The sequence below is a fragment of the Geomonas azotofigens genome (assembly GCF_018919395.1).
GTDB lineage: Bacteria > Desulfobacterota > Desulfuromonadia > Geobacterales > Geobacteraceae > Geomonas > Geomonas azotofigens.
Window position 1 is genome coordinate 1,086,663 of sequence record NZ_JAHLME010000001.1, and the last position, 23,900, is coordinate 1,110,562.

The following is a 23,900-nucleotide window of genomic DNA, read 5'->3' on the forward strand; positions in this document are numbered from 1 at the left end:
AACCGACACTCTTCGTTGACATGCGCCCCAAAACCTTGGTAGTATACCATGCCGATTGGAGCAGGCTAATTTATCTCCTCTCTCGAAAAGAGACTGATTCCCACTCAATATCCGCAAAAACAGCAGCTTGTGCTAGCGAGCATCTGTCACTCCGCAGGAACGGGCCGCAGGCAGAGCAGAAGCAAAGGAAAGGGCCCGCCCCATGAAAAAGAAGGACAAAGAGAAACAGCAGCCCAAGCAGAAAGAGTTCAGCGCTTCCCCATTCAAGGCGCTCAAAGGCGCCCCCCTCGAACTGCAAGGCGCACCGGTATCACCCCCCGCGAAGAAGAAGGAAGAGACGCCGGGCAAGACCGTACCGGAGCTTTCCGACGAGATGTTGTTCTTCGAGGCGGTGGCCGGGGTCAAACGGATCTCCGGGACCACCCCGCCGGCGCAGGTGAAGGCTCAGCAGACGGCGAAGGCCCGGCGCGACGAGGAGGACCAGGAGGTTTTCCTGAGGGCGCTCGATGCCCTGCGGCTGGACGTCCGTTTTTCCGACCAGGTCCAGGACGAGGAGGACGCTCCGCGCCCGGCGGCGGTGAACCGGCTGCGCCAGGTGCGCCGCGGCGGCATCAGGATCGACTTGCAGCTCGACCTGCACGGGCTGACCCGCGACGAGGCGCTGGAAAACCTGGAGCGTTTCGTGAGAGGCGCCTACAACCGCGGTCAGAAGGGGGTGCTGATCATCACCGGCAAGGGGAACAACTCCCCCGGCGAACCGGTGCTCAAGATCGCCGTGGCCAACTGGCTCAGGGAGCACGGCAAGGGGATGATCGCCGAGTTCGTGCAGGCTCCCAGCGACATGGGCGGCAGCGGCGCTTTCGTCGTCTTCTTCAAGGAGAAAAAGGCGGAGGCGGATGCGGTAGAGGAAGGGACTAGGGGCTAGGGGCTAGGGGCTGAGGCTGAGGCTGAGGCTGAGGCTGAGGCTGAGGCTGGAGGCTGGTATCGGCTTCCGCCAGAGACGCCCAATCCCCTCTCCCTCTGGAAGAGGGTCAGGGTGAGGGGATTCCCCGAGCGAGGGTGAATCACCTGGATGATGAATTGACGGCCCCCGCACGCGGGGGCTTGTCCGTTTCAGGAGCGGCGCATGACGACAGCGGGCATTTTTCGAATCGGCATCGATCTCGGCGGCACCAAGACGGAGGGGGTGCTCCTCGATCCGACCGACCTGGTCCTGATGCGGGAGCGGCGTGCAACGCCGCTGGCCGAGGGGTACCAGGCCATCCTGGAGTCGGTGGCGCAACTGGTGCGTGACCTGGCGGCGCGGGTCCCGGCAGAGGCGAGCTACAGCGTCGGCGTGGGCATTCCGGGCTCGGTGGATGCCGTCACCGGGCTGGTGCGTAACGCCAACTCGGTCTGCCTGATCGGCCGTCCCTTCCAGATCGACCTGGAGCGGCTCCTGGGGAGAAGGGTCGGGGTGCGCAACGACGCGGACTGCTTCACCCTGGCCGAGTGCCGCAAGGGGGCGGGCGTCGGGCGGCAGGTGGTGTTCGGGGTGATCATGGGAACCGGGTGCGGCGGCGGTATCTGCATAGACGGCGTCGTGCGCGAGGGGCCGCACCGCATCAGCGGCGAGTGGGGGCATGTCTCCATCGACCCCGCCGGGGCGCCCTGCTACTGCGGCAACCGCGGCTGCATCGAGACCAAGATCAGCGGGTCGGGCGTCGAGGCCGCTTTCCTGGCGCGTAACGGCGTGAGCCTCACCATGGAGGAGATAGTGGTCGCGGCCCGGCGCGGCGAGGCGCGCGCCCTGCTCGCGTTCGACACCTTCCTCGACAATTTCGGCCGCAGCCTGGGGGGGCTCATCTCGGTGCTCGATCCCGATGCGGTGGTTTTGGGGGGAGGTCTTTCCAACATCGAGGAGCTGTACCACGCCGGCGTCGAGCGGGTGCGGCACTACGCCTTCCACAACGATCTGCGCACGCCGATCCTCAAGAACGAGCTGGGCGATTCCGCCGGCGTCTTCGGGGCGGCCTGGATCGGGATGTAGACTTCCCCGTTGTGGTTAATTTGAAATAATTAATGTCTTTGCTACTATAGTCTGGTTTCTGGCCCAACCCCCAAACAAAGGCGGTGCCCCATGGAAACCGAACCCGGCAAAAGGATCAACATCAGGTACAAGTGCAGGCTCGATGACGGCAGGGTCTACCTGGTCGGCGAGCACAACACCTTCGAGTTCGTGGTGGGAACGGGGCGCGTTCCTCCAACCCTCGAGCAGGGGCTCATGGGGATGGCCCAGGGGGATCATCGGGTGATACGCGTGCCGGGCGCAGAGGCGAACCTCTTCCCCTTTCCCCTGGGCTCCCACTTTGCCTTCTCGACCGGCCGGGCCCCGGGCGTCGCCTACGATTTCGGCCCCGGTGCGGGAGGGGACGTCTCCCTTTCCCTCCCCGGCAGGACCCGTGATTACCGGGAGCCCCTTCCCGCCGGGCAGGACGTCTTCTTCGAGGTAGAGATGCTCGCCGTCGAGGAGCGGTAAACGCGGCGCCCTTCTGCGTGCGTTCCACCATCACCGATTTTCTGCCGCAACCGGCAAAGCAAACAGAACGCCCGCCCCTCAAGGGGGCGGGCGTTCTGTTCAGACCGGCCCTGCGGCGGCACGCCGTTCATCAGGGTGACGCCGGCAGTTCGAACTTTATCGTGACATACCCCTTGTTCCTGGGGGCGTATCCCTTCATCTGGCGGCAGATCTCGTGGCAATATTCGTTGCCGAACTCCGTCGCCCCCATCATCCGGTAATGCCGGTCTTTCAACATCCGGTACACGCCGCCAAGGAACTGGTTAAAGGAGTCTGTCGGGCGCGCCTGTTGGATCTTTTCTTCATCCACCTGCTGCATCGTCGTGAGGGTCAGCCCGCTTCCGTTCAGCAGGCTCTTCTTCTGCATCCATGACAGCGCCGCATCGGCAAGGGGATGCTCCGGCACCTCGTACCCCCCGCCGACATCGGCGTGCGCACCCGCAAACCATACCTGCTCCATGACCTGGTTCACCTTCTGCTTGGGATTCCAGATTGTCACATCGTAATTCTCCCTGTGCTCGTCTATGGCGATGGCGTGAAAGGCGTTCTCGACGATGGCGCTCAGCTCCTGGTCGTGAAACTTGTACTGTTCGGCGTTGAAGGCGTCGAACAGTTTGAACGGGATACCCAGGGCGCCGACGGTGTCCCAGACCCCGAGCAGCTTGATCTTCACATCCTTGTGCGCGTACTGCTCCCTGAACTTGACGGCGAAGTCGGTATCGGCGCTGCCGTCGCGGTTGCGGTAAAGCTGGTAGGCGTCCATGATGTGCGGGATGTCGTCGGGTTGCATCCTACTGAACTCGGCGACGCTCGGGCGGGGCCAGGAGGGGTACTTGTCCTCGGCGCCGGCCGGCGTCTCGAGAATCCGGTTCCGGTCCAACAGGCCCGAGTTCCTGATCAATCCCACCGTGCTCCTGGCCGTGTAGGCGCCGCGGCTGAAGCCGTAGACGTAGATCTCGTCGCCGGGGCCGTAGTTGTCGATCAGGAACTTGTACCCCTCCCGGATGTTCAGCGAGAGTCCGTAGCCGAAGGCGCCGCCGCGGATGTGTTCGTACCACTTGGTGCCGACCCCCGAGTCGTACCATTTCAGGGTGCCGGCCGTGAGGTCGCCACCGGAGTAGTGCCGGGCGTCGGCGCCGGCGATGGAGGCGAAGAGCCTCTCCACGTTGGTGTTGGTGTCCTTACCGTCGCTGCGTTCGTCCGGCTTGTTCCAGGTCCCATCAAAGCACACCACGAGTTTCTTCGACATAGGCGAACCTCCTGAAAGAACGGCGTTGGTGTCTCCCTCTTTACATCTTCTCTTGCACGCTCCTGATCTTGTCCTCCATGCTCTGCTCGCGATCGGTACGGGTGCCGAGCTTGACGGTGGTGGTGATGCGCGGGGCGCCCATGGCGTGCACGGTCTCGTGGCAGCGCTTGATGGCGGCGAAGACGTCGTCCCATTCCCCTTCGATGTTGGTCCCGTAGGAATGCAGCGCGATCTTCAGGCCGGCGTCGTTTAGCACCTTCTCGCACGCCGCGATGTAGCTGGAGAGGGAGACACCGACACCGAGCGGGACGATGCACAGATCAACCATGACTTTCATGACTATGCTCCTTCAAGGCGGGTAGTTGAGGCCCGCGGGTGAGCACGGGTCCGAGTAGCAATGATAATAGATGGGGGAAAGTTTTAAAGCGGCAATCTCGTTGGAAGCACCGGCTTGACCCCAGTTTCACACGGTGTTGACTTTGACTGTCCAGGCCCTAAACTGATTCAATTCCCAACGGTCACATAACTGTAACAGCGGAGAAAAACGTGGATCAGAGTGAGAAGGCAAAAGCGAAGGTACTGATCACCGGAGCCACCGGCTTCATCGGCAGGAGGCTCGTCGATGCCCTGGTGGCGGAAGGGATCCCGGTGCGCTGCCTGGTGCGCAAGTCCGAAGTCCCCTTCCCGCCGCAGGTGGAGGTCGCCCAAGGAGACCTTTTGCAGCGCAACTCGCTGATCGCCCCGCTGCGCGGCATCGAGACCGCCTACTACCTCGTGCACGCCATGGCCGGGGAGCGCGCCGGCTTCGAGCGGCGCGATCGGCAGGCGGCGGAGAACTTCGTGGCGGCGGCGGAGATGCAGGGGGTGAAGCGGGTCATCTACCTGGGGGGGCTGGGACAGGAGGGGGATCAACTCTCCGAGCACCTGGCGAGTCGCCTCGAGGTCGCCCGGATCCTGCAAAGCGGGGCCTTTCAGACCACGTACCTCCGGGCTGCCGTCATCATCGGCGCCGGGGGCGCCTCCTTCGAGATGATCCGTTACCTCGTGGAGCGGCTTCCGGTCATGATCACGCCGCGCTGGGTCTCCACCCGCTGCCAGTTCATCGCGGTCCAGGACGTCATCGCCTACCTGGTCGGCTGCCTGAAGGACGAGCGCACCGCGGGGCGGACCTACGACATCGGCGGGCCGGAACTCCTCTCCTACCGCGAGATGATGGAGCGCTTCGCTGAGGTGGAACAGAAGTACATCAAGATCATCCCCGTCCCCTTCCTCACCCCGAAGCTCTCCTCCTACTGGGTCTGGCTCATCACGCCGGTGAAGCCCTCCATCTCCATGCCGCTCATCGAGGGGCTGGGTAACGAGGTCATCTGCCACGACCAGGAGATCCGGAACATTCTCCCCATTCCCCTGACCGGTTTCGAGGAGGCGGTGCGCATGGCGCTCGAGGAGGAGGCGCGCAACAGCCAAAGCGCTCCTGTAAAGGAATGATTTGAGGTTGCGTTCAAGACTAATTAAATATCGCCGATAAGGGTGGCAGAACGGGTAACCGGCGACGGACCGGTCGGGATATCAGCTGCCGCACCACCGGGTGAGGCCGCCAGGGGAGCGATATGAAGTGCCTGATCATTGAAGATAACGAATTTTTGCGCGAAGCTCTCATGATGTTTCTGCGGGGTGTGGCGGAGAGCGAGACGGCGGGCGACGGCCGGGAAGGGGTGGACCGTTTCACCGCCGCGCTGCGGCAGGGGCATCCCTTCGACCTGGTGCTGCTGGACATCGTCATGCCCGAGATGGACGGGATGCAGGCCTTGAGGTTGATGCGGCAGGCGGAAAAGGAAGAGGGGAGTCCGGGACGCAAGAGCGTGATCATCATGACCACCTCCCTGAATTCCCCCGCCAACATGGAAGAGGCGATGTGGGACGGTGATTGTACCGATTACCTGGTGAAGCCGGTGGCCCGTGCCGACCTGATGGCCATGTTGCACCGTCACGGCCTGCTCTGAAGCGGGGAAGGGACCGACCATGGAACCAAATTTCTACCGGGCCACGGTGCAAAACTCCCTCGAGCAGGACTCCGCGGAGATCCTCTCGGGCTTCAGGGAGATCATCAAAAGCGGCTCGGGGACCAGGGTGAAGCTGCTGAACTACTACAAGGGGCTGCCGATCAGCTATCCGGCCACCCTCGTGGAGGTCAGCGGCCAGGTCCTGGAGCTGGATGTGCATCCGCAGCAGGCGGTCGCCCTGGAACTGTCCGGGCGGACCTGCATCAAGTGCGGCACCTTCAGCCACACCCTGCTGGCCGACGTCAAGGACGCGGACGTGCGCCGCATGATGGCCTCGCTGCAAAACTTCAGCTACGTGGACCTGATGGCGGAACAGCGCGCCTCGCTGCGGCTCGAACTGGATCCGGCCTGCGAGGCCGAGATAAACGCGTCCGGGCGCAAGGTGGCGGCCATGGCGCTGGATGTCTCCCTCGGGGGATTCTCGGCGCTCAGTTCGCAGCCGAGCCAACTGGTGCAGGGGGATGAGGTGCTGCTCAGGGTGATGATGCCCAACCTGCTGCACAACACGGTGACCCCGCTGGAGGTGCCGGCGACCGTGGTGGATGTAGCCTGCCGCGACGACGGCGATCTCTGCCGTTTTTCCATAAGCTCTGATGCGCAAGCCGAGGGTATTCTTTCCCGCTTCATCTTCCAGCGCCAGGTGGACCTGATCCGGGAGCTGAAGGAGATGAGCACCTAAAGGGACGCAAGTAAAGAGGAGAAAGAGATGCCCGACAACCTGTTCATACCGTCGGTGGACCTGAGGATCGGGAGCCTGGAGGAATATAACCGCAGGCAGAAGGAGAAGGCGGCCTCACGGCACGCCAAGCCCAAGGCTCGCCCCTGCATCACCATATCGCGGGAGTACGGCTGCACCGGCTACCCGACTGCGGAACTGCTGCGCGACATCCTGATGCAAAGAACCGGCGAGGAGTGGGTCATGATCGACCGCGCCATCATCGAGGAAGTCGCCAAGCGCCACAACCTGTCCCAGGAGATCCTGCGCACGCTGGGCGAGAACAATCGGCTCCTCTCCGAGATCCTGGCCACCTTCTCGTCCCGCTGGAAGAGCAACTACGACTACTTCCTGCCGCTGTCGCAGCACGTGGTCGCCCTCGCGGAGCAGGGGAACGTCCTGATCCTCGACCTGGGTGGCGCCATCGTGGCGAGGCACCTGGAGCATTCCTACCATTTCCGCATCTTCGGTTCGGAGCGGTTCAAGATCACCACGCTCGCCCGCCGACTCAACATCGAAGAGGAGGAGGCCGAGAAGCTCATGCACCGGCAGCAAAAGGTGCGCGACCGGTTCACCAGCGATTTCCTGAACCAAAACGGCCACGATCCCGCCCTCTACGACATCCTCTTCAACAACGACCGCTGCTCTTCCGATCGCATCGCCCACGCCATCGCCGATTTCGTGCTGGGGAAGTCGGCCTGAAGGGGGAGCGGCGTCGCCGCGCTGAGCCACATCAAACCGGCCGGGTCACCGGCAGAATTTCCCTTGCGAAAAAAAGTTAGAGAAGGGAGGAGGTGGCGTCCCCCCTCGCGAGGAGAGGGGACGCTTTGGGAGGAAGCGGCTACAGGACGACCGTCTCCGGGGGATTGCCGCTGAAGTCGGCTATGGTGGCGACGGCCTGCTCCAGGTGAAAGACCTCGAAGGCCGGGTTGTCCGGCGTCTGGTAGATCGACCGTACCAGCGGGCTCACCTCCTGCACCTTCGCCTTGACGGCGAGGTCGGCGTCGAATACGGCCTTGCCGCTCAGGCGCATCCAGGAAAACTGCGGGCCGCTGGCGCAGAATTCCACGAAGGGACTCCGCTCCAGCTCCCGGAACACCGGCTTTTGATTGCCGGTGCAGAAGTAGAGCCTCCCCTCCTCCTCGAACATGAACTGGAAAGGTCGTACCTTGGGCTTGCCGTCCACCCCCACCGTGGCCAGGTATTGCACCTGGCTCTGTTTCAGAAACTCAACGACTCTCCTCATGCGCTGCTCCTTTTCGCTTCGTTATTTCGCACCCCTCGCGAGCGGTGGATAAAGGTTGGATATCAAACCTTTTCGGTAAAAAAACTCACGGCAGGTTGGCGCGGATCTTCTTCAGCAGGCGCACCAGTTCCCTTTGTTCCGCCTCGTCGACGCCGCGCCAGATCCGGTCGATCAGGTTGCGCGAGACCTCCTCGAACACCGGCTGCAGCGCCTGTCCCCGCTGCGAGAGCTTGACGTACACCGTCCTTTGGTCGAGGGTGCTGCTCACCTTGTCCACGTAGCCGTTGGCGACCAGTTTCCCCACCAACGCGGTCACCGTCGACTTGTCGCGGCGCACCGCCTTGGCCAGGTCCTTCATGTTCACCTGCTCGTTGTTGAAGAGGTGGAACAGGATGGCGCCGTGCGAAGGGGCGAGCCCGTCGATCCCCAGGCGCTTGAGCTCCTGGAGCAGGTAGCGGTTGATCCCTGCCCGGGTGTCGCTGATGATGGCGGCGATGTTGCGAGTATCCATGGGATGGGAATTTAGTTTGATGGCCAACTAAAGTCAATAAAAAAAACCGGCAGGTTCAGACAGCGTCCCGCCGGCTGGGAAATTCCAGGGGGAACGGGATCAGTCGTCGGAGAGGAAGGTGTCCTCGATCTTGACGGAAAGGGTGCTGATGTCGAACGGTTTCTGGATGAAGTGCATCCCCTCCTCGACCACGCCGCTTCTCGCCACGAGGTCGGCCGTGTAGCCGGACATGAACAGCACCTTCACTTCGGGGAACAGGGACTTGATCTCGCGCACCATCTCGTTGCCGCTCATGCCGGGCATGATGACGTCGGTGAGCACCAGGTCGATCTTGTTGTCGCGGTCGGTGCAGATGTTGATGCCGTCCCGGGGAGTGTCGGCAACTATGACGCAGTACCCAAGCTCCTCCAGGTATGACCTGGTCACCATGCGCACCATGTCGTTGTCTTCGACCAGGAGCACCGTCCCGGTCCCGATCCGGACATCGGTGCATCTGCGCTGCGCTTCCGCCGCCGCGGCCGAGCTGCTGCGGGGAAGGTAGATCTTGAACGAGGTGCCGTGTCCGATTTCGGAATAGACGTTGATGAAGCCGCCGTTTTGCCGAACGATGCCGTACACGGTGGCGAGCCCCAGCCCGGTTCCCTTGCCCAGTCCCTTGGTGGTGTAGAAGGGCTCGAAGATGTGCTCCAGCACCTCCTCTCCCATCCCCACCCCCGTGTCGCTCACGACCAACTGTACGTAGTCGCCGGGGACCGCGTCGCGCAGGTACTGGCAGCTTTTCTGGCTCAGGTGCACGTTTTCGGTGTGGATGGAGAGGACACCGCCATCGGGCATGGCGTCGCGGGCGTTGACCGCGAGGTTGACCAGCACCTGGTCGACCTGGGACGGGTCCATCTTGACCGCCCACAGGTCGGGGCCGGGGTGACAGACCAGGGTGACGCTCTCCTCGATCAGCCGCAACAGCGTTTTCTGCGCCTCGGCGATGAGCTGGTTCAGGTACACCGGCCTGGGGTCGATGATCTCCTTGCGCGAGAAGGCGAGTAACTGGCGGGTGATCTGGCTGGAGCGTTGCGCAGCGGTGGCGATCTGCTCGAGCGGCTGCCATAGCGGGTGTCCCGGGGCTATCTTCATCTGGGCGAGCTGCGCCTGCCCCATGATGACGGTGAGCATGTTGTTGAAGTCATGCGCCACCCCTCCCGCGAGCCTCCCCACCGATTCCATTTTCAGGGCCTGGCGCAGTTGCTCTTCGGTGTACTTGCGCTCGGTGATGTCACGCACGGTGGCGATGACGCCGACGATCTCCCCCCCGGCGTTTTGCAGGGGCGCCAGGGTGTCGGAATGCCAGATGGAGCGCCCCGAATCCGGCAGCTGCAACTCCACCTCGCCGGATTCGGCGCCATTGCCGGCGAGAACCCGCCGCAGCCGCTCCACCACCCCCGCCTGGGCGAGCATCGGAAAGACCTCGTGGGGCTGCTTGCCGATGACCTGGTCCGCGCTATAGCCCGACATCTCCTCCATGTACCGGTTCCAGACCTGGAAGCGCAGCCCGCGGTCGTAGACGATGATCCCTTCCTGGGCGGAGGCGATGATCTGCTGCACGCGCTCCTCGCTCTCGCGCAGGCATTCCTGGACCTCGAGGCTTCGTAACTGGGTCAGTCCCTGGATGGCCAGCAGCTCGGTGAGGTTGGCGATGAAAGAAAGGTTCTGGTCCAGCTTTTCCTGGCTGATGACAGGTACGCGATCCATGGCCAGCAGGTAGGACGCCTCCCCGAAACCGTACCTCGCAGCCTGGAGCCGGAAACGGTGACGATCGGGAGGGTGCAGGAAGAGTTGCCCGGTGAAGATGTTGGCGAGGTGCTCACCCTCTATCACCAGGGGGGTGGCGGTGTCGGTGAGCCCCAAGGGGCAGGTGATCTGGACGTGGCGCTGCTGGTCCTGCAGGCCGCTGGTGATTTTCCGGTCGCTTTCGATGCAGAACTTTTCCGTGGTGGGATTGACGCGGTGGAACCTGGTACAGATGTCCTGCCAGCCCGAGCCGGTCAGGATCTTCCCCTCCAGGTCGATGATGGCCGACGGGATCCCGGATACCTCGTAGAGGCTGTCGAGGATCACCTGCAGCTTCGGAATGTCGAGAAGTTGGGCGATTGAATATTTCATGCAGTCTTGAGTACCGGCAAAGTCAGTGATGTCGATCGTCCAGCCTGGCTGAATGCTTATCAGGATATGTTAATAGAGTATTCCGTGGAACTGTCAATGAGGGAAATGGAAGGCGCGAGGGGGAAACTTCGTAAGGATGCCGCGACAAAGAGAAGTTTCATCTACTTGAGAAACTCCTCCATGGCGACCGCGGCGCAGTCGGGGCAATAACTGTGGCTGAACACCGCCTCCGAGTGCTCCGAGATATAGGACTCCAGCTGGTACCAGTAGCCCAGGTCATCCCGGATCTTCTTGCAGGTCATGCAGATCGGGAGCAGCCCCGACAACTCCTTCACCCTCGACAGTGCGGCCTGCAGTTCCTGGTTCTGACGTCGCAGCGCCTCTTTCTGGGCCAGCAGTTCCAGGTGCACCGCCACGCGCCGGGACAGGACCGCCGGCTTCACCGGCTTGGTGATGAAGTCCACCGCGCCCATCTCGAAGCCCCGGGTCTCGTCGACCTCCTCGTTCAACGCGGAGATGAAGATGACCGGGATGTCGTACAGGCGCGGGTCCCGCTTCAGCAGGCGGCACAGTTCGTAGCCGTCCATTTCCGGCATCATGATGTCGAGCAGGATCAGGTCCGGGCTCGCGGATTCGAGCAGTCGCAGCGCCTCTGTGCCGCTGTTGGCGCCGATGACTTCGTACTCCGCGCGAAGAACCTTGTAAAGAATGATGAGATTCTCTACCGTGTCGTCTACGATGAGGATGGTTTTTTTTGCCACCTGGCCCTCAAGGTGACCAAGAGGCCCGCTTACAGACTCTGGTCAATCTGGATGTTCAGCTCCTCGCAGAGCCTTCGCACTGTCTGCAATGCGCCGATGCAATCGAACTGTTTGATTTGGTGGTTCAGCAGAGACATCAGGGGAAGTTCGGGGACCGCATGGGCGAGGTCGTTCACCTTGTCCAGCACCCCCATGTTCCTCTGCTGTAACAGGGGAACCACGGAGCTAAGTATGTCGGCAACTTTGGCTATGTCAACAGAGTGTGCCGCCGGGGGCGGGGTGCCGGACGGGGCTTCCCCGTGAGGTGAGGGCAACCGCAGGCAGCGCTTCAGCTCCTGAAGCAATGTCGCGATCTCCACCGGCTTGGGGACGTAGCCGTCGTAGCCCAGTTTGAGAAACGTCTCCTGCTGGTTCTTCAAGGCGTGGGCGGTGAGGGCGATGACGGCGGTCCGATTGCCGGAACCGTGCTCCGACTCCCTGATGCGGCGCATCGCTTCGTTGCCGTCCATGGTCGGCATCTCCACGTCCATGAGGATGACGTCGAAACGTCTCTCTCGCCATTTGCGCAGCACCTCCTCGCCGTCGGCGGCCGTCTCCATCTTGTGCCCGAAACGCTCGAGGAGCCGGGACATGATGTTGCGGTTGGTCTCCTGGTCGTCGGCCAGCAGGATGTGCAGCTTCTTCCCCTCCCACCGGGGCCTGGTCTCGCTTCTGGCGGGAGCCCCCGGCGGCTCGTCGGAGCGCCGAAACGGGATCACCATGTGGAAGCTGCTCCCGGCGTTCTTGCGGCTTTCGGCCCAGAGCCTTCCCCCCATGAGGTCGACGAGCTTGCTGCTGATGGAAAGCCCGAGCCCGGTGCCGCCGTATTTGCGCGTCGTGGAACTGTCTTCCTGTCCGAATGGGGAGAAGATGTGCTCGATGGCGTCGGCCGTGATGCCGATGCCGCTGTCGCTGACGCAGATCTCGAGCTCGGCCACATCTCCCAGGTCCTTCTTCACGGAGACGGAGACGGTGACACCCCCCTCGTTGGTGAACTTGATGGCGTTGCCCACGATGTTGAAAAGGACCTGTTTCAGCCTCAACTGGTCCCCCACCAAGGTGTCGGGGACCTGGTCGGCGACTTCGGCATGCAGGAAGAGCCCCTTTCCCAGGACCGCGGTCATCTGCGCCTTGATGACGTCGTTGATGCTGCGCCTGATGCTGAAGCTGTGCTGTTCCAGGTCTATCTTGCCGGCCTCGACCTTGGACAGGTCGAGGATGTCGTTGATGATGGCCAGGAGCCCCTCAGAGGAGCCCAGGATGCCGTCCACGTATTCCTTCTGCTCCGGGGTGAGGTCGGTGAAGGCGAGCAACTGGGACATCCCCATGATGCTGTTCATGGGGGTGCGGATCTCGTGGCTCATGTTGGCGAGGAAGTCGCTCTTGGCGCGGTTGGCGGCCTCGGCGCTCTCACGGGCCAGCACCAGTTCCATCTCCGCCATTTTCCGGTCGGTGATGTCGAAGCAGTAGCCGATGTAGCCGGCGAAGCCGCCGTCCACCGCCTGCATGGGGCGGCCGATGTCCAGGATCCAGCGGAACTCCCCGTCGTGACGGCGCAGACGGTATTCCATCTCGAAGCTTTCCCGCTTTTCGAAGGCCCCAAGCCAGATGTCGACACAGCGCTGCAGGTCCTCCTGGTGGACCCCCTCGGCCCAGCCGTTGCCGTATTCCTGTTCCATGGAGCGTCCGGTGAAGGAGAGCCAGGTGTCGTTGAACCAGTCGCACTCAGCACTGGTGTTGGCGCGCCATATCAGTACCGGTGCCTGGGCCAGTATTGTCAGGTAATGGTCCGCCAGCATCCGCTCCCTGGGGGCATTTTGTTCCACGGGAGCGGATGCGCCTGTGGCTGAGAGCGGGGAGGTGCTCGAGCGATTACTGTCCTTGCTTGGCATTCTGGCCCTCTCCTGATTGCGGCTCGGGTCATGATGAGTCATTAACGGTCGCTGACATTATTATCAGATAATTTGGATCTCTCAAAATGATTTTTTGCGGGAGGGCTGTCCCGTAGATACTTCCACAAAAAAAGGTGTTTATAGTCCCCAAGGGGGCACGTGCGAAGAAGAAAAATGTTATTTGTTCAATTAAAAATTTACCTCAGAGGGTGAATCCGTACTTCTTTAACACGGACACCGCTTCAGGCTGTTTGAGATAGTGGAAAAAAGCGGCGGCCTCACCCTTGCCAGCGGCGGACGAGGTGAGCGCCATGGGATAGACGATGCGCGGATGGAGCTGCCGCGGCACGGTGAAGAGGATGCGCGCCCGTTTCCCCAGCAGCGCGTCGCTGCGGTACACGAAGGCTCCCTCCACCTCGCCGCGCTCCGCGTACATCATGCTCTCCCTGACGTCCTTGGCGAAGACGAGTTTCCCGTTCAGCTGTTGCTCGAGGCCCGCTTTCCTGATGGCCTCCATCGCGTACTCGCCGGCAGGCACGCTTTGGGGGCTCCCGAGGGCGATCCTGCCCAGGGCGGTGAGGTCGTGCATGCCGGTGACCTTCTTGTCGGTGCTGCCGGCGAAGACCAGGGTGTTGCAGGCCAGCGTGTCGACCGAGGCCACCAGCTTCCTCTGGTGCAGGTACGCCATCCATTGCTCGTTGGCGGAGATGAAGAGGTCGGCCGGTGCGCCGCTCTCTATCTGCTTGGCGAGGGTGCCGGAGGCGCCGTAGTTCCTGACGATCCTGGCGCCGGGGTGCTTGCGGGTGAAGTTGTCGGCGAGCTCATTGATGGCCTCCTTGAGGCTCACGGCGGCCGAGATGGTGATTTCGCCGGCGCGAGCCGGTGCGGAGAGCAACAGCACAACGAAGAGGGACGCTGCTGCCCGGATAACGGTTTTGGTCATGGCGGGCTCCTTCGGAATGAGATGGGCGGCGGAAACGTGCGCCGTCGTTGCCGTGATTACATGACGCGTGCCAGATCCGGCTGCAGCGGTGGAGTCTCGGTAACACGGTGCATCGACGAAGTCCGGGGAGAACGTGGAGCCGGGTCACCCCCTCCCTTGACGGGTGAGGGATGGGGGGTGGGTGAAGCGGCAACCAGCGGGAATGATGGCATCTTACCCACCCCCTTGCCACTCCCGCAAGGGGAGGGGAGCAAACGGCGCACCCCTGCCATCGCAATCTTCGATCGACAATGGAGAAGAGGGCTGAATAAGGCGAATGAGGCGGATGAAGCGGGAGGAGTGCCGGGAAAAGGGGCAACTGCCACGGGATGCGGCACCATTTCTTCCCTCCGGGGGGAGGGGGCTGAGGCCGTCGGGGACATGGGGGCGATCGCCTTTTGGGAGAGGGACGTGGAGGTAGCCTCTGCCTTCAGGTCATTCCGCTTTGGGCGGCGGTGGGGTACGCCGGCGGGGGCTCAGCGGTAGGTGGCGAGGATGTAGTCGGCGATGAGGCGGGCGTCGGCGTCGGGGATGGTGCCCTCGTCGAAGCGGGTCATCCCCGGGCCGGGGTTGCGCATCCTTGCGACGATGCCGGCGGGCGTGGTGACACCGTTGTCGGCCAGCACGCCGCCGTGCAGGGTCTTCTTCGGGTTGATGACGTTGCCGCCGTTGGGGTGGCAGGGGGCGCAGCGCTCCTTGAAGAGCTGGGCGCCGCGCGGCGTCGCCACGGGGGGCGGGGCGGCAGGCGGGGTGTCGGAGCAGCCGCAAAGGAGCGCGGCGAGCACGAAGCTTAGGCGAAGGGGCGCGAAGGCGCGGCGGCCGAGAAACGGCCCCCCTCCCGGCCTCCCCCCACCGGGGGAAGGAGCCGGGAGAGAAGCGGTGGATCGAGAGAACATCGTCGCTAGTCCCGGCAGACGTTGACGGCGCGGGAGACGGGGCGGCACTGGACGCCGAAGGCGGAAAGCTCCTTCAGCACCGCCCCCTTCATGGTCTCCACCTGCAGCGACACCTCGTGGGTGAGCTCGGTCCCCATCTCGATGCTCCCCGGCTGCACGCCGATCAGCACCATCTTGCCGGGGGCATGCCCCATGAGCCTGGCCACCGAGAGGAGGTCCTTGAGCCCCATCTGGTGCGGGGAGACCTTGGTCTCGAGGGCGATGGGGAGCTCCTCGCCGGCAAGCCGCACGCAGGTCCCCGGCTCCTTCCCCGTTTCCACGGCGTCCACCATGATCAGGTGGCTCCTCCCCTCCAGCACCGGGAGGAGGTCGAGGCCCAGGGTGCCGCCGTCGACGATCTCGACATCCTTGGGGAAGCGGTACTCCCGCTGCAGTTGCTGCACCACGCGGATGCCGACGCCGTCGTCGCCCATGACCACGTTTCCTACGCCGAGCACCAGCACCTTCGGTGCGTTCTTTATCGAGTTAGCGGCCACGTGTTCAGTCTCCTTTTTTTACGGTGAACTTGTAACCGCTGAACATGCTGGAGATTTCGCCGCCATGCTCCTTGATGTCCATCAGCCAAGCGCTGTAGATGTGATTGATGACGAAGCCGAAGATGAGCCACATGCCCAGGTGGTGGGCAAGGCGCATCCCCTGCAGGGTGAAGTGAGAGTACATGAAACCAAGCGACTTGAACATGATGCCGCCCGGCGCGTGGGTGGCGTACATGGCGAAGCCGGTGAGGATCATGCCGAGGTAGACCAGGAACAGAAAGAAATAGGCCGTGGTCGCCAGCGGGTTGTGCCCCACCGTCTCGGGCACCTGGTGCGTCTGCAGCGTGTAGTAGCGTACCATGTGCCGCAGCTTTTCCCTCCCCTTGGCGCTGAACATGGGGAAGAAGGCGCGCCAGCTGGCGTGCTCGTTGCCGATGAAGGCCCAGACCACGCGCGAGGCGACGCTCACGGTGAAGGTGTAGGCCGCCACGAAATGGATCAGGCGGATCCAGCCCATGGCGTAGTCGCTGGCGCTGGCCCCGAGTGTCACCGGGTGCCCGATCAGGAAACCGGTACCGGACAGGACCACGATGGCGAGCACGTTGATCCAGTGGAACCAGCGCAGCGGCAGTTCCCAGACGTACTGCTTGAACTTGCAACGATCCGACATGGCCCACCTCCTCTAGGATGCCTTCACCCTGACCATCTCCCTGCCGGTGGCGTCGAGGACGTGCACGGCGCAGGCCAGGCAGGGGTCGAAGGAGTGGATGGTGCGCAGGATCTCCAGCGGCTTTTCCGGGTCCGCGACCGGCGTCCCCAAGAGGGCCGCCTCGTAGGGGCCGGGCTGCCCCTTGCCGTCGCGCGGCGAGGCGTTCCAGGTCGAGGGGACCACCGCCTGGTAGTTCAATATCTTCTGGTCCTTGATCTTGATCCAGTGCCCCAGCCCCCCGCGCGGCGCCTCGTGCCAGCCGTAGCCGTGCGCCTCGGCGGGCCAGGTCGCGGGGTCCCACATCTCGTTGGAGTGGATCCTCAGGTCACCCTTGGCGATGTTGCCGATCAGCTCGTCCAGCCACTTCGGGGCCTGCTGCGCGATCACCAGGCAGTCGATGCCGCGGGCGCCGGTCCTGCCCAGGGTGGAAAAGAGCGCCTCCGGGCCGACGCCCAGTTTCTTCAGCACCAGGTCCACCGCCGCCTTGGTTTCCTTGTGGCCGGAGACGTAGGCGACCAGGACGCGGGAGAGCGGCCCCACCTCCATCGCTTTCTCCTCGTAGCGCGGCGCCTTGACCCAGGAGTACTTCTTGTCCGTGTCGAGGTACTGGTAGGGGGGCTTCGGGCCGGTGTAGTTCGGCTCGCTCGCCCCTTCCCACGGGTGCAGCCCCTTCCCGTCGCCGCCGGCATCCTGGTACCAGGAATGCTCCACGTGCTCGGTGATCTTTTTCTGGTCCAGCGGCACCACCTTGGAGATGTCCCGGTTCAGTATGGCGCCGCCGGGGAGCCACGGGTTGCCCGAGGCGTCGGGGAACTCGGGGTAGCACATGTAGTTGCCGACCCCGGCGCCGATCCCGGCCCACTCCTTGTAGAAGGAGGCGACGGCGAGGAGGTCCGGGATGTAGACCTTCTCCACGAATTCCTGGGCCTTGTGCAAAAGGCGCTTAATCTCGATCAGCTTGTCGGCGTTCAGGGCGTTCTGCGAGTCCGGGTCGATGGGGATCGACATCCCCCCCACCAGGAAGGTCTGCGGGTGCGGGTTCTTGCTCCCGAGGATCGCGTGGATCTTGATAATGTCCTTTTGCCACTCCAGGGCCTCCAGGTAGTGGGCCGTCGCCATCAGGTTCGCCTCCGGCGGCAGCTTGTAGGCCGGGTGCCCCCAGTAGGCGTTGGCGAAGGGGCCGAGGCGTCCGGAGGCGACGAAGGCCTTCACCTTGTCCTGCACCGCCTTGAAGTAGGTGGGGGAGTTGTTGGGCCATTCCGAGATGGAGGCGGCGAGCTGCGCGGTCTTGACCGGGTCGGCCTTCAGCCCGGAGGTGATGTCCACCCAGTCCAGGGCGTGCAGGTGGTAGAAGTGGATCACGTGGTCCTGGGTGTTCTGGATGGCGATGATGATGTTGCGGATCAGCTGCGCGTTGGGGGGGACCGGGATCTTGAGCGCGTCCTCGACGGCGCGGATGGAGGCGATCGAGTGCACCGTGGTGCAGACGCCGCAGAAGCGCTGGGTCCAGTACCAGGCGTCGCGCGGGTCGCGCCCCTTGAGGATCGTCTCTATGCCGCGGAACATGGTGCCGGAAACCCAGGCGTTGCTGATCTTGCCGCCGGAGACTTCCGCCTCGACGCGCAGGTGCCCTTCGATCCTGGTGATCGGGTCGACAACGATCTTGGTCATCTTAGTCCTCCTTGGTGTCCTCGCCAGGTTCCTTGTCCTTTCTCATGGCGGAAAGCGCTCCGTGCACGACGAAGGCGCCCGCCGCACCGGCCGCGAGGCCGAGGCCGATGGCGTCGGCGGTGTGCTCGATGCCGAAGCCCGGCACGTTGGGGAGCCTCCGGTACATGGGGGACATGACGTCCCAGAACTGAGGTTCGGCGCAGCCGACGCAGGGATGACCCGAGCCGATGGGCCAGGCGGTCTTCTCGTTGTAACGCTGGGTGGGGCAGTTGTGGAAGGTGGCGGGCCCCTTGCACCCCATCTTGTAGAGGCAGTACCCCTTGCGGTGCCCCTCGTCCCCCCACTTCTCCACGTACTGTCCGGCGTCGAAGTGCGGGCGCCGCTCGCAGTTGTCGTGGATGCGCTTGCCGTAGGCGAAGAGCGGCCGGCCGTGGCCGTCGAGGGCGGGGATCTTGTTAAAGACCAAGTAGTGCACGATGGTGGCGGTCAGGTTGTCGGCGTTGCAGGGGCAGCCGGGGAGGTTGATCACCGTGGCGCCCGGGACCGCCTCCTTGACCCCCACCGCGCCGGTCGGGTTGGGGGCGGCGGCGGGGATGCCGCCGTACGAGGCGCAGTTGCCGATGGCGATGGTGGCCGCGGCGCCGCCGCAGACCTGGCGGGCGCGCTCCAGGTTCGACTTGCCCCCGACGCAGCCGTAGACCCCGCCGTCTTTCATCGGGATGGACCCCTCGATGACCGCGAAGTACTTCCCCTTGTAGTCGGTGATGGTCTTGTCGAGCGCCGCCTCGGCCTGGTGCCCGGCGGCGGCCATGATGGTCTCGTGGTAGTCGACCGAGAGGATGTCGAGGACGATCTCCCCGACGGTGGGGTTGGCCGAGCGCAGCAGCGCCTCGCTGTCGCCGGTACAGCCCTGGAATTCCAGCCAGACTAAGGGCGGCCGTTTCACCTCGTCCAGCGCCTGGGCCACGGACGGGGCGAAGGAGGGTGGCAGCGCCAGGGCCGCCGTGACGGTTGAGCAGAACTTGAGGAAGTCGCGTCGGGAGACGCCGCGCTCCTTCAGTATCTGGCTGATGGAAAGATCCTCATTGCGCAGGGCATCTCCCCGTGTGTCGTTACACGGCTCTGTTCTCGTCGTGCTCATCCCGGCCTCCCTTTGCTGACAGCGAAACGGTGGACTCTTTGGCGCGTGAACCAGAACTGACAGTATATGTTATTTTAGTAGAAAGATGTTTTATTGCAAGAGGGGAAAGTGAACCAGGTGAGAAAAAAATTCACAAAAATTTAGGGTTTTGACAGTAAAACGAGAATTGTGCGGATGTGGCGGTCGATAGTTGTCAGCTCGTGGATGTTACGCTGGTCCCCTCTCCCGGGGGGAGAGGGGATGTGGATGCATGGGGCAGGCTCTGAAGGCTAGGCCAATCCCTTTTCCTGGGCATAGCGCAGCAGCGCCACTCTGCCGTCGACGTTGATCTTCTGGTAGATGTTGTGCAGGTGGACCTTGACGGTACCCTCGCTGATGCAGAGCTTGTCGGCGATCTCCTTGTTGCGCAGCCCGCCGGCCGCCATGCGCACCAGTTCGATCTCGCGCTGGGTGAGCAGGCCGGCTACCTCGCGCCCCCCTGCCTCGCGCTTCAGGAGCTTCTCCAGGGCCTGCTTGGCGGAACGGCGCTCCAGCCACTGCTCGCCGGCGTGGACCTTGCGGATGCACTGCACCAGGAACTGCGGCGCCATCTCCTTCAGGACCACCCCCTGGATGCCGAGCATGACCGCGTCGACCATGACCTCGTCCTCGAGGGCCGCGGTGAGCAGGATCAGCCGCGCGCCGAGCTTTTCCTCGTTCACCCTGCGGGCCACCTCGATGCCGGTCAGCCCGGGCATGCGGATGTCGAGCACCGCGACATCGGGGCGGTGCCGGCGGATCTCCTCGAGCGCGTCGGGGCCGTTGCTGCAACTGGCCAGTACCTCGAAGTCCTCCTCGAAGCTGAAGAGGCCGGTCAGCCCGTTGAGGATGAGGGGGTGGTCGTCGGCGATGACCAGTCGTATCATGTTAGCCTCCTAGTTCCGTGAGCGGCAGGGTGATGTCGATGCGGGCGCCGCACTCGCTGGAATCGATGACGAGCTTTCCGTTGAGCGCGTCGATGCGCTCCCTGAGCGTCACCGGGCCGCGTTTCAGGTCGCTCAGCTGGTCCTGGTCGTAGCGCCCCAGGAAACCGAAGCCGCGCCCGTCATCGATCACGGCGATGTGCGCCCACTGCGAGTCGAAGCGGATCTCCGCGCGCAGCGTCGTGGCCTCCGCGTGACGCACCGCGTTGATCAGCGCCTCGTGCACCACGAAATAGATCTCGCGCTCGGTGCCGCGCTGCAACCGGGGCGTGGCGGGGTGGCAGGTGACCGAGCAGGCGACCTCCCACTGCCGCTTGATCCGGCCGGCCAGCTCTTCCAGCCGCTTGGTCAGGCCGAACTCCTCGGTCTTGCGCCGGGAGAAGAGGGGCTTCATATCGTTGATCTGCATCCTCAGGTCCCGCTGCTCCGAGGCGAGCAGCTGCTGGACCTGTCCGATGCTCTCCCGGGCGGCGGCCGGGTCACTGTCGATCAGGCGGTTCACCGTCGCCAGCTGCAGCCCAGCCCCGGCCAGCGACTGGAGCAGTCCGTCGTGCAGGTCGTGGGCGAGCCGCAGGCGCTCGTCGGCCGCCGCCCCCTGCTGCAGCTGTTTCAGGAGCAGGGCGTGGTCGAGCCGGGCGGCGATCTCGTGGGCGACGATCCCACCCAGAACCAGGTCGTCAGGGGTGGGGTGTCCACGGTCCAGGGCGACCAGGTAGCCCGAGATCTTCTCACCGTCCAGGGGAGAGACGCACGCGGAGCAGATGTTGAAGGCTTTCACGAGCTCCGGGTGCAGCGCGGCGCAGTGGCGCTGCTGCAGCCCGCCCACGGTGTTGCAGACCACCAGCGCGCGGCCGGAGCCGGCATCGCGAGTGAAGAAGCTCGCCCGTTCCAGCCCTTCGGCCACGATGTCGCCAAAGACACCGGGCTCCTTCCATTCGTAGCGGCACCCCTCGGGGGTCCAGCAAAGCACGTGCAGCCAGGGCTCCTCTTCCTCCTCCCACAGGAGCACCACCCGCGGCACCCTCAGTATGGCGGCGGCGTGGCCGAGCATCCCCTGGCCGTCCGCTCCCGGCTCCTCGGGGAGGGTTTCCCTGGGCCACTGGGACAGCATGGCGAGGATCTCCCGCATCGACTCCTCGTAGGCCCCGAGGTAACCCAGCAGGCCGGCCACGACGGCGAGGTAGGCGATGCGGATGATGAAGCGGTTCAGCTCGAAATTCTGGTCCAGGAGCAGGTTGGCCGGGTAGCAGGCGAGCAGGACGGTGATGGACATCGCCGCCACGGCGGTCCAGAGCGTGCCACGCCATTGCCAGCGGAAGGTGGCGCAGACCAGGATGAAGATGAAGTAGACGAAGAACGGGCTGTTGGGGCCCGTGGTGAGGAACATGAGGCAGGCGAAAACGAGGAGGTCGATGCTGTGGGTGACCAGGTTCAGCGGGCCCCAGCCGAACCCCTTGCGCCAGATCAGTGCCCCGATCAGCAGCGAATAGATCACGTAGCCGCAGAGGATGCCGTAGGTGGTCCCGGCGTAGCGGGACGGCTCGGAAGGGTCGAGCCAGACCGCGAACAGGAAGAACGCCGACAGGATGACGCGCCCGGTGGCGATCAGGTATTCAGCCCGGGTTTTCGAGTGAAATCTCAGCTGCGTCATCGTCATCGTGCTCCTGCGGTCGAAGGGCGGCGTCCGAAGCGGATGTCGGCAAGCGTCCTACGCGTTGTAGGACTGATTTTGGAGCGGCATTTTATACACCGGTTACATGTTACGTCAACGGTTTAGATGCGTTTTGGCGGATTAAAGGTGGGCAATGGCGGCGGAGCTGTCAAACGGCGGATCATCGACCACGATTTGGCGGGCCAAGACCTCGCCCGAAGTGGAGCAGCGACGACCGGCGTAGGAAGAGGTTCCCGTTCCCCTTCTCCCTGCTGGAGAGGGGCGGGGCGAGGGCGCGGACGTGGCAACGCGGGATGGGGAGAGCAGGGCCGCGCCGGTTACGGCACCGGCGCGGCGGCCACGCTAGATCATCTTCTCGAGGATCTCTCCGGCGCTCTTCACCAAGTTGGGGCAGCGGGTCTTGAAGAGCCCTTTGCTGTCGGCCTCTTTCATCCCCTCTTTGGTGGCCATGTTGACGCCGAGCAGCTGTGAGCACCCAAGTTCGCCGTGGCGCGCCTTGAACTCCCTGTTGAACGCCTCGACCTTCGGGAAGACCTTCCGTTCCTTGGGGCCGTAGGCGAGCCCCAGCACCATGTAGGCCGCGGTGACGGCGCCGCATTCATGGCCGGTGGTCAGGCCCCCGGCGAAGCCGGTAGCGAGGTTGCGCGCAGCCTCGGGGGAGACCCCGTAGGCGGGGGCGTAGTTCTCCAGGATGGCCTGGGAGCAGTTCTTCGATTTCAGGAAATGCTTCCTGGCGGCATCCGGGCGCGCCGCCGCGGATTTCGCGTCGACGGCCGCCCCGGCCTCTCCGGACAGTCCCCCCGCTGCCAGGCAGACGCCCAGACAGAGCGAGCCCTTCAACATGTCGCGCCTGCTGATCAGTTCCTTGTGCTCATCGTTGTTCATGGAAAACCTCCGCAACTTTGGTGGCCGGGCGGGCCGCAGCTCGAGGGGCGTCGCCGCAGAGGATGCTTATATCACAGTATTTGAATTATAGAAAGTGTTAAGGGGAGGGAGCCGGCTCCGTTACTCCAGCGACTTGCGGAAGCGGAGCACGCTCACGGTGAGCATGACGATGGCGATGAGCGCCATGGCCGCCATCTGGGGCCAGAGTACCTCGAAACCGACCCCTTTCAGGTAGACGCTTCTCAGCACCACCTCCTGGTAACGGAGCGGGTTCAGGTAGGTGAGCCGTTGCAGCAACAGCGGCATGCTGGAGATGGGGGAGCCGAAGCCGGAGAAGATGACGGCGGGCATGATGAAGAAGAAGCTGGTCACCATGGCCTGCTGCTGCGTCGCCGAGACGGTGGAGATGAAGAGGCCGACGCCGAGCATGCACAGGATGAAGCAGACGGTACCGGCGGCGAGCACCAGGAAGCTTCCGGTGAGCGGCACCCGGAACCAGAGCGTCCCGGCCAGGCTGATCAGGGCGGTGTCCAAAAGCCCGATCAGGAAGAAGGGGATGGTCTTGCCCAGGATGAACTCGGTGCGCCGTATCGGCGTCACCATGATCTGCTCCAGGGTGCCGATCTCGCGCTCGCGCACCACGGCGAAGGCGGTCAGGGTCACCACGATCACGAGGACCAGGTTGCCGATCACGCCCGGCACGAAGAACCACTGGCTGGTCAGGTCGGGGTTGTACCAGGGGCGGCGCTCGACCACGATCTCGGGGAGGGAGGCGGCCAGGGCCGGTGCCTGGCGCTGCAAGGCCGCCATGCGGACGTCGCGGGCGAAGCCCTGCGCCACCTGGTTCACGTAGCCCAAGCCGACCAGGGCCGTGTTGGAGTTGCTGGCGTCGACGATCACCTGCAGGTGGGCGGTCTCACCCTTGTGCAACTGCCGGGAGAAGCCCGAGTTGATCTGGAGCGCCATGGTCGCCTCGCTGCGGTCGATGAGGTCGGCGACCTCGCGCCGGTCGGCGATGCGGCGCACCTCGAAGTAGCGGCTGGCCTGGAACCGGGAGACGAGGTCGCGGCTCGCCTGGCTGTTGTCGTAGTCGACGATGGCCACCGGCACGTGCTTGATCTCCAGCGTGGCGGCATAGCCGAAGACCAGCGTCTGGATGATGGGCGGCCCGAACAAAAGGGCCCTGGCCCTCTTGTCGCGGATGACGTGCAGGAACTCCTTGATCAGCATCTGGCGCAGGCGGCCCAGCATGTTTC

At 63.8% G+C, this 23,900-nt stretch carries 24 protein-coding genes; 7 read left to right on the plus strand and 17 right to left on the minus strand.

Annotation, left to right across the window (positions count from 1 at the left end; all coding sequences use genetic code 11):
* The first annotated feature begins 202 nt into the window (after window positions 1–202).
* The 3 genes from KOL99_RS04675 (at window position 203) to KOL99_RS04685 (ending at window position 2,518) form a co-directional block, all read left to right on the plus strand.
* Window positions 203–925, plus strand: a complete 723-nt coding sequence (locus tag KOL99_RS04675; RefSeq protein WP_216509303.1) for a Smr/MutS family protein — start codon at window positions 203–205, stop codon at window positions 923–925.
* A 201-nt stretch (window positions 926–1,126) separates the two neighbouring features.
* Window positions 1,127–2,029: an ROK family protein gene (locus KOL99_RS04680; protein WP_216509304.1), complete on the plus strand. Its 903-nt coding sequence runs from the start codon at window positions 1,127–1,129 to the stop codon at window positions 2,027–2,029.
* 90 nt (window positions 2,030–2,119) lie between these two features.
* Complete coding sequence (locus tag KOL99_RS04685) at window positions 2,120–2,518, plus strand: FKBP-type peptidyl-prolyl cis-trans isomerase (protein ID WP_216509305.1); 399 nt, start codon at window positions 2,120–2,122, stop codon at window positions 2,516–2,518.
* 130 nt (window positions 2,519–2,648) lie between these two features.
* On the opposite strand, the gene KOL99_RS04690 is transcribed toward KOL99_RS04685, so the two are convergent.
* A complete protein-coding gene (locus tag KOL99_RS04690) occupies window positions 2,649–3,806 on the minus strand; it encodes a DUF2235 domain-containing protein (protein WP_216509306.1) in 1,158 nt (385 codons plus the stop codon).
* A 40-nt stretch (window positions 3,807–3,846) separates the two neighbouring features.
* Window positions 3,847–4,143: an MTH1187 family thiamine-binding protein gene (locus KOL99_RS04695; protein WP_216509307.1), complete on the minus strand. Its 297-nt coding sequence runs from the start codon at window positions 4,141–4,143 to the stop codon at window positions 3,847–3,849.
* Between the two features lie 209 nt (window positions 4,144–4,352).
* Between KOL99_RS04695 and KOL99_RS04700 the strand changes: the two genes are divergently transcribed.
* The 4 genes from KOL99_RS04700 (at window position 4,353) to KOL99_RS04715 (ending at window position 7,286) form a co-directional block, all read left to right on the plus strand.
* A complete protein-coding gene (locus KOL99_RS04700) occupies window positions 4,353–5,294 on the plus strand; it encodes an NAD(P)H-binding protein (RefSeq protein WP_216509308.1) in 942 nt (313 codons plus the stop codon).
* A gap of 122 nt (window positions 5,295–5,416) precedes the next feature.
* Window positions 5,417–5,809 carry a response regulator gene (locus tag KOL99_RS04705; protein WP_216509309.1) on the plus strand — a complete coding sequence of 131 codons (393 nt, stop codon included), beginning with the start codon at window positions 5,417–5,419 and terminating at the stop codon, window positions 5,807–5,809.
* Between the two features lie 19 nt (window positions 5,810–5,828).
* Window positions 5,829–6,548 (plus strand): PilZ domain-containing protein, encoded by a 720-nt coding sequence (locus KOL99_RS04710; protein WP_216509310.1) that lies wholly within the window; start codon window positions 5,829–5,831, stop codon window positions 6,546–6,548.
* Window positions 6,549–6,575: 27 nt separating this feature from the next.
* Window positions 6,576–7,286, plus strand: a complete 711-nt coding sequence (locus tag KOL99_RS04715) for a cytidylate kinase-like family protein (protein WP_216509311.1) — start codon at window positions 6,576–6,578, stop codon at window positions 7,284–7,286.
* A gap of 139 nt (window positions 7,287–7,425) precedes the next feature.
* On the opposite strand, the gene KOL99_RS04720 is transcribed toward KOL99_RS04715, so the two are convergent.
* From KOL99_RS04720 to KOL99_RS04790, 15 genes are all read right to left on the minus strand, one after another.
* Complete coding sequence (locus tag KOL99_RS04720; RefSeq protein ID WP_216509312.1) at window positions 7,426–7,830, minus strand: pyridoxamine 5'-phosphate oxidase family protein; 405 nt, start codon at window positions 7,828–7,830, stop codon at window positions 7,426–7,428.
* A gap of 85 nt (window positions 7,831–7,915) precedes the next feature.
* The gene (locus KOL99_RS04725) at window positions 7,916–8,341 is read right to left on the minus strand and encodes a MarR family winged helix-turn-helix transcriptional regulator (RefSeq protein WP_216509313.1); all 426 of its coding nucleotides are present in this window, start codon (window positions 8,339–8,341) and stop codon (window positions 7,916–7,918) included.
* Between the two features lie 99 nt (window positions 8,342–8,440).
* Window positions 8,441–10,498, minus strand: coding sequence for a PocR ligand-binding domain-containing protein (locus KOL99_RS04730; RefSeq protein ID WP_216509314.1), 2,058 nt, complete (start codon window positions 10,496–10,498; stop codon window positions 8,441–8,443).
* Between the two features lie 161 nt (window positions 10,499–10,659).
* Window positions 10,660–11,259: a response regulator gene (locus tag KOL99_RS04735; protein ID WP_216509315.1), complete on the minus strand. Its 600-nt coding sequence runs from the start codon at window positions 11,257–11,259 to the stop codon at window positions 10,660–10,662.
* 29 nt (window positions 11,260–11,288) lie between these two features.
* Window positions 11,289–13,124 (minus strand): PAS domain-containing hybrid sensor histidine kinase/response regulator, encoded by a 1,836-nt coding sequence (locus KOL99_RS04740; RefSeq protein ID WP_328759662.1) that lies wholly within the window; start codon window positions 13,122–13,124, stop codon window positions 11,289–11,291.
* Between the two features lie 268 nt (window positions 13,125–13,392).
* Window positions 13,393–14,133, minus strand: a complete 741-nt coding sequence (gene modA, locus KOL99_RS04745; protein ID WP_216509317.1) for a molybdate ABC transporter substrate-binding protein — start codon at window positions 14,131–14,133, stop codon at window positions 13,393–13,395.
* A gap of 515 nt (window positions 14,134–14,648) precedes the next feature.
* Window positions 14,649–15,068 (minus strand): c-type cytochrome, encoded by a 420-nt coding sequence (locus KOL99_RS04750; RefSeq protein ID WP_216509318.1) that lies wholly within the window; start codon window positions 15,066–15,068, stop codon window positions 14,649–14,651.
* 5 nt (window positions 15,069–15,073) lie between these two features.
* Window positions 15,074–15,604, minus strand: a complete 531-nt coding sequence (locus KOL99_RS04755) for a HyaD/HybD family hydrogenase maturation endopeptidase (RefSeq protein WP_328759663.1) — start codon at window positions 15,602–15,604, stop codon at window positions 15,074–15,076.
* Window positions 15,605–15,608: 4 nt separating this feature from the next.
* Window positions 15,609–16,274, minus strand: coding sequence for a Ni/Fe-hydrogenase, b-type cytochrome subunit (cybH, locus tag KOL99_RS04760; RefSeq protein WP_216509319.1), 666 nt, complete (start codon window positions 16,272–16,274; stop codon window positions 15,609–15,611).
* Window positions 16,275–16,286: 12 nt separating this feature from the next.
* Window positions 16,287–17,984: a nickel-dependent hydrogenase large subunit gene (locus KOL99_RS04765; RefSeq protein ID WP_216509320.1), complete on the minus strand. Its 1,698-nt coding sequence runs from the start codon at window positions 17,982–17,984 to the stop codon at window positions 16,287–16,289.
* 1 nt (window position 17,985) lies between these two features.
* Complete coding sequence (locus tag KOL99_RS04770; protein ID WP_216509321.1) at window positions 17,986–19,125, minus strand: hydrogenase small subunit; 1,140 nt, start codon at window positions 19,123–19,125, stop codon at window positions 17,986–17,988.
* Window positions 19,126–19,394: 269 nt separating this feature from the next.
* Entirely contained in the window at window positions 19,395–20,030 is a 636-nt protein-coding gene (locus KOL99_RS04775; protein ID WP_216509322.1) for a response regulator, read from the minus strand.
* A gap of 1 nt (window position 20,031) precedes the next feature.
* On the minus strand, window positions 20,032–21,738 hold the full coding sequence (locus KOL99_RS04780; protein WP_216509323.1) for a sensor histidine kinase: 1,707 nt from the start codon (window positions 21,736–21,738) through the stop codon (window positions 20,032–20,034).
* A gap of 363 nt (window positions 21,739–22,101) precedes the next feature.
* On the minus strand, window positions 22,102–22,644 hold the full coding sequence (locus KOL99_RS04785) for a C-GCAxxG-C-C family protein (RefSeq protein WP_216509324.1): 543 nt from the start codon (window positions 22,642–22,644) through the stop codon (window positions 22,102–22,104).
* Window positions 22,645–22,764: 120 nt separating this feature from the next.
* On the minus strand, window positions 22,765–23,895 hold the full coding sequence (locus KOL99_RS04790; RefSeq protein ID WP_216509325.1) for an ABC transporter permease: 1,131 nt from the start codon (window positions 23,893–23,895) through the stop codon (window positions 22,765–22,767).
* Between the last annotated feature and the right edge of the window lie 5 nt (window positions 23,896–23,900).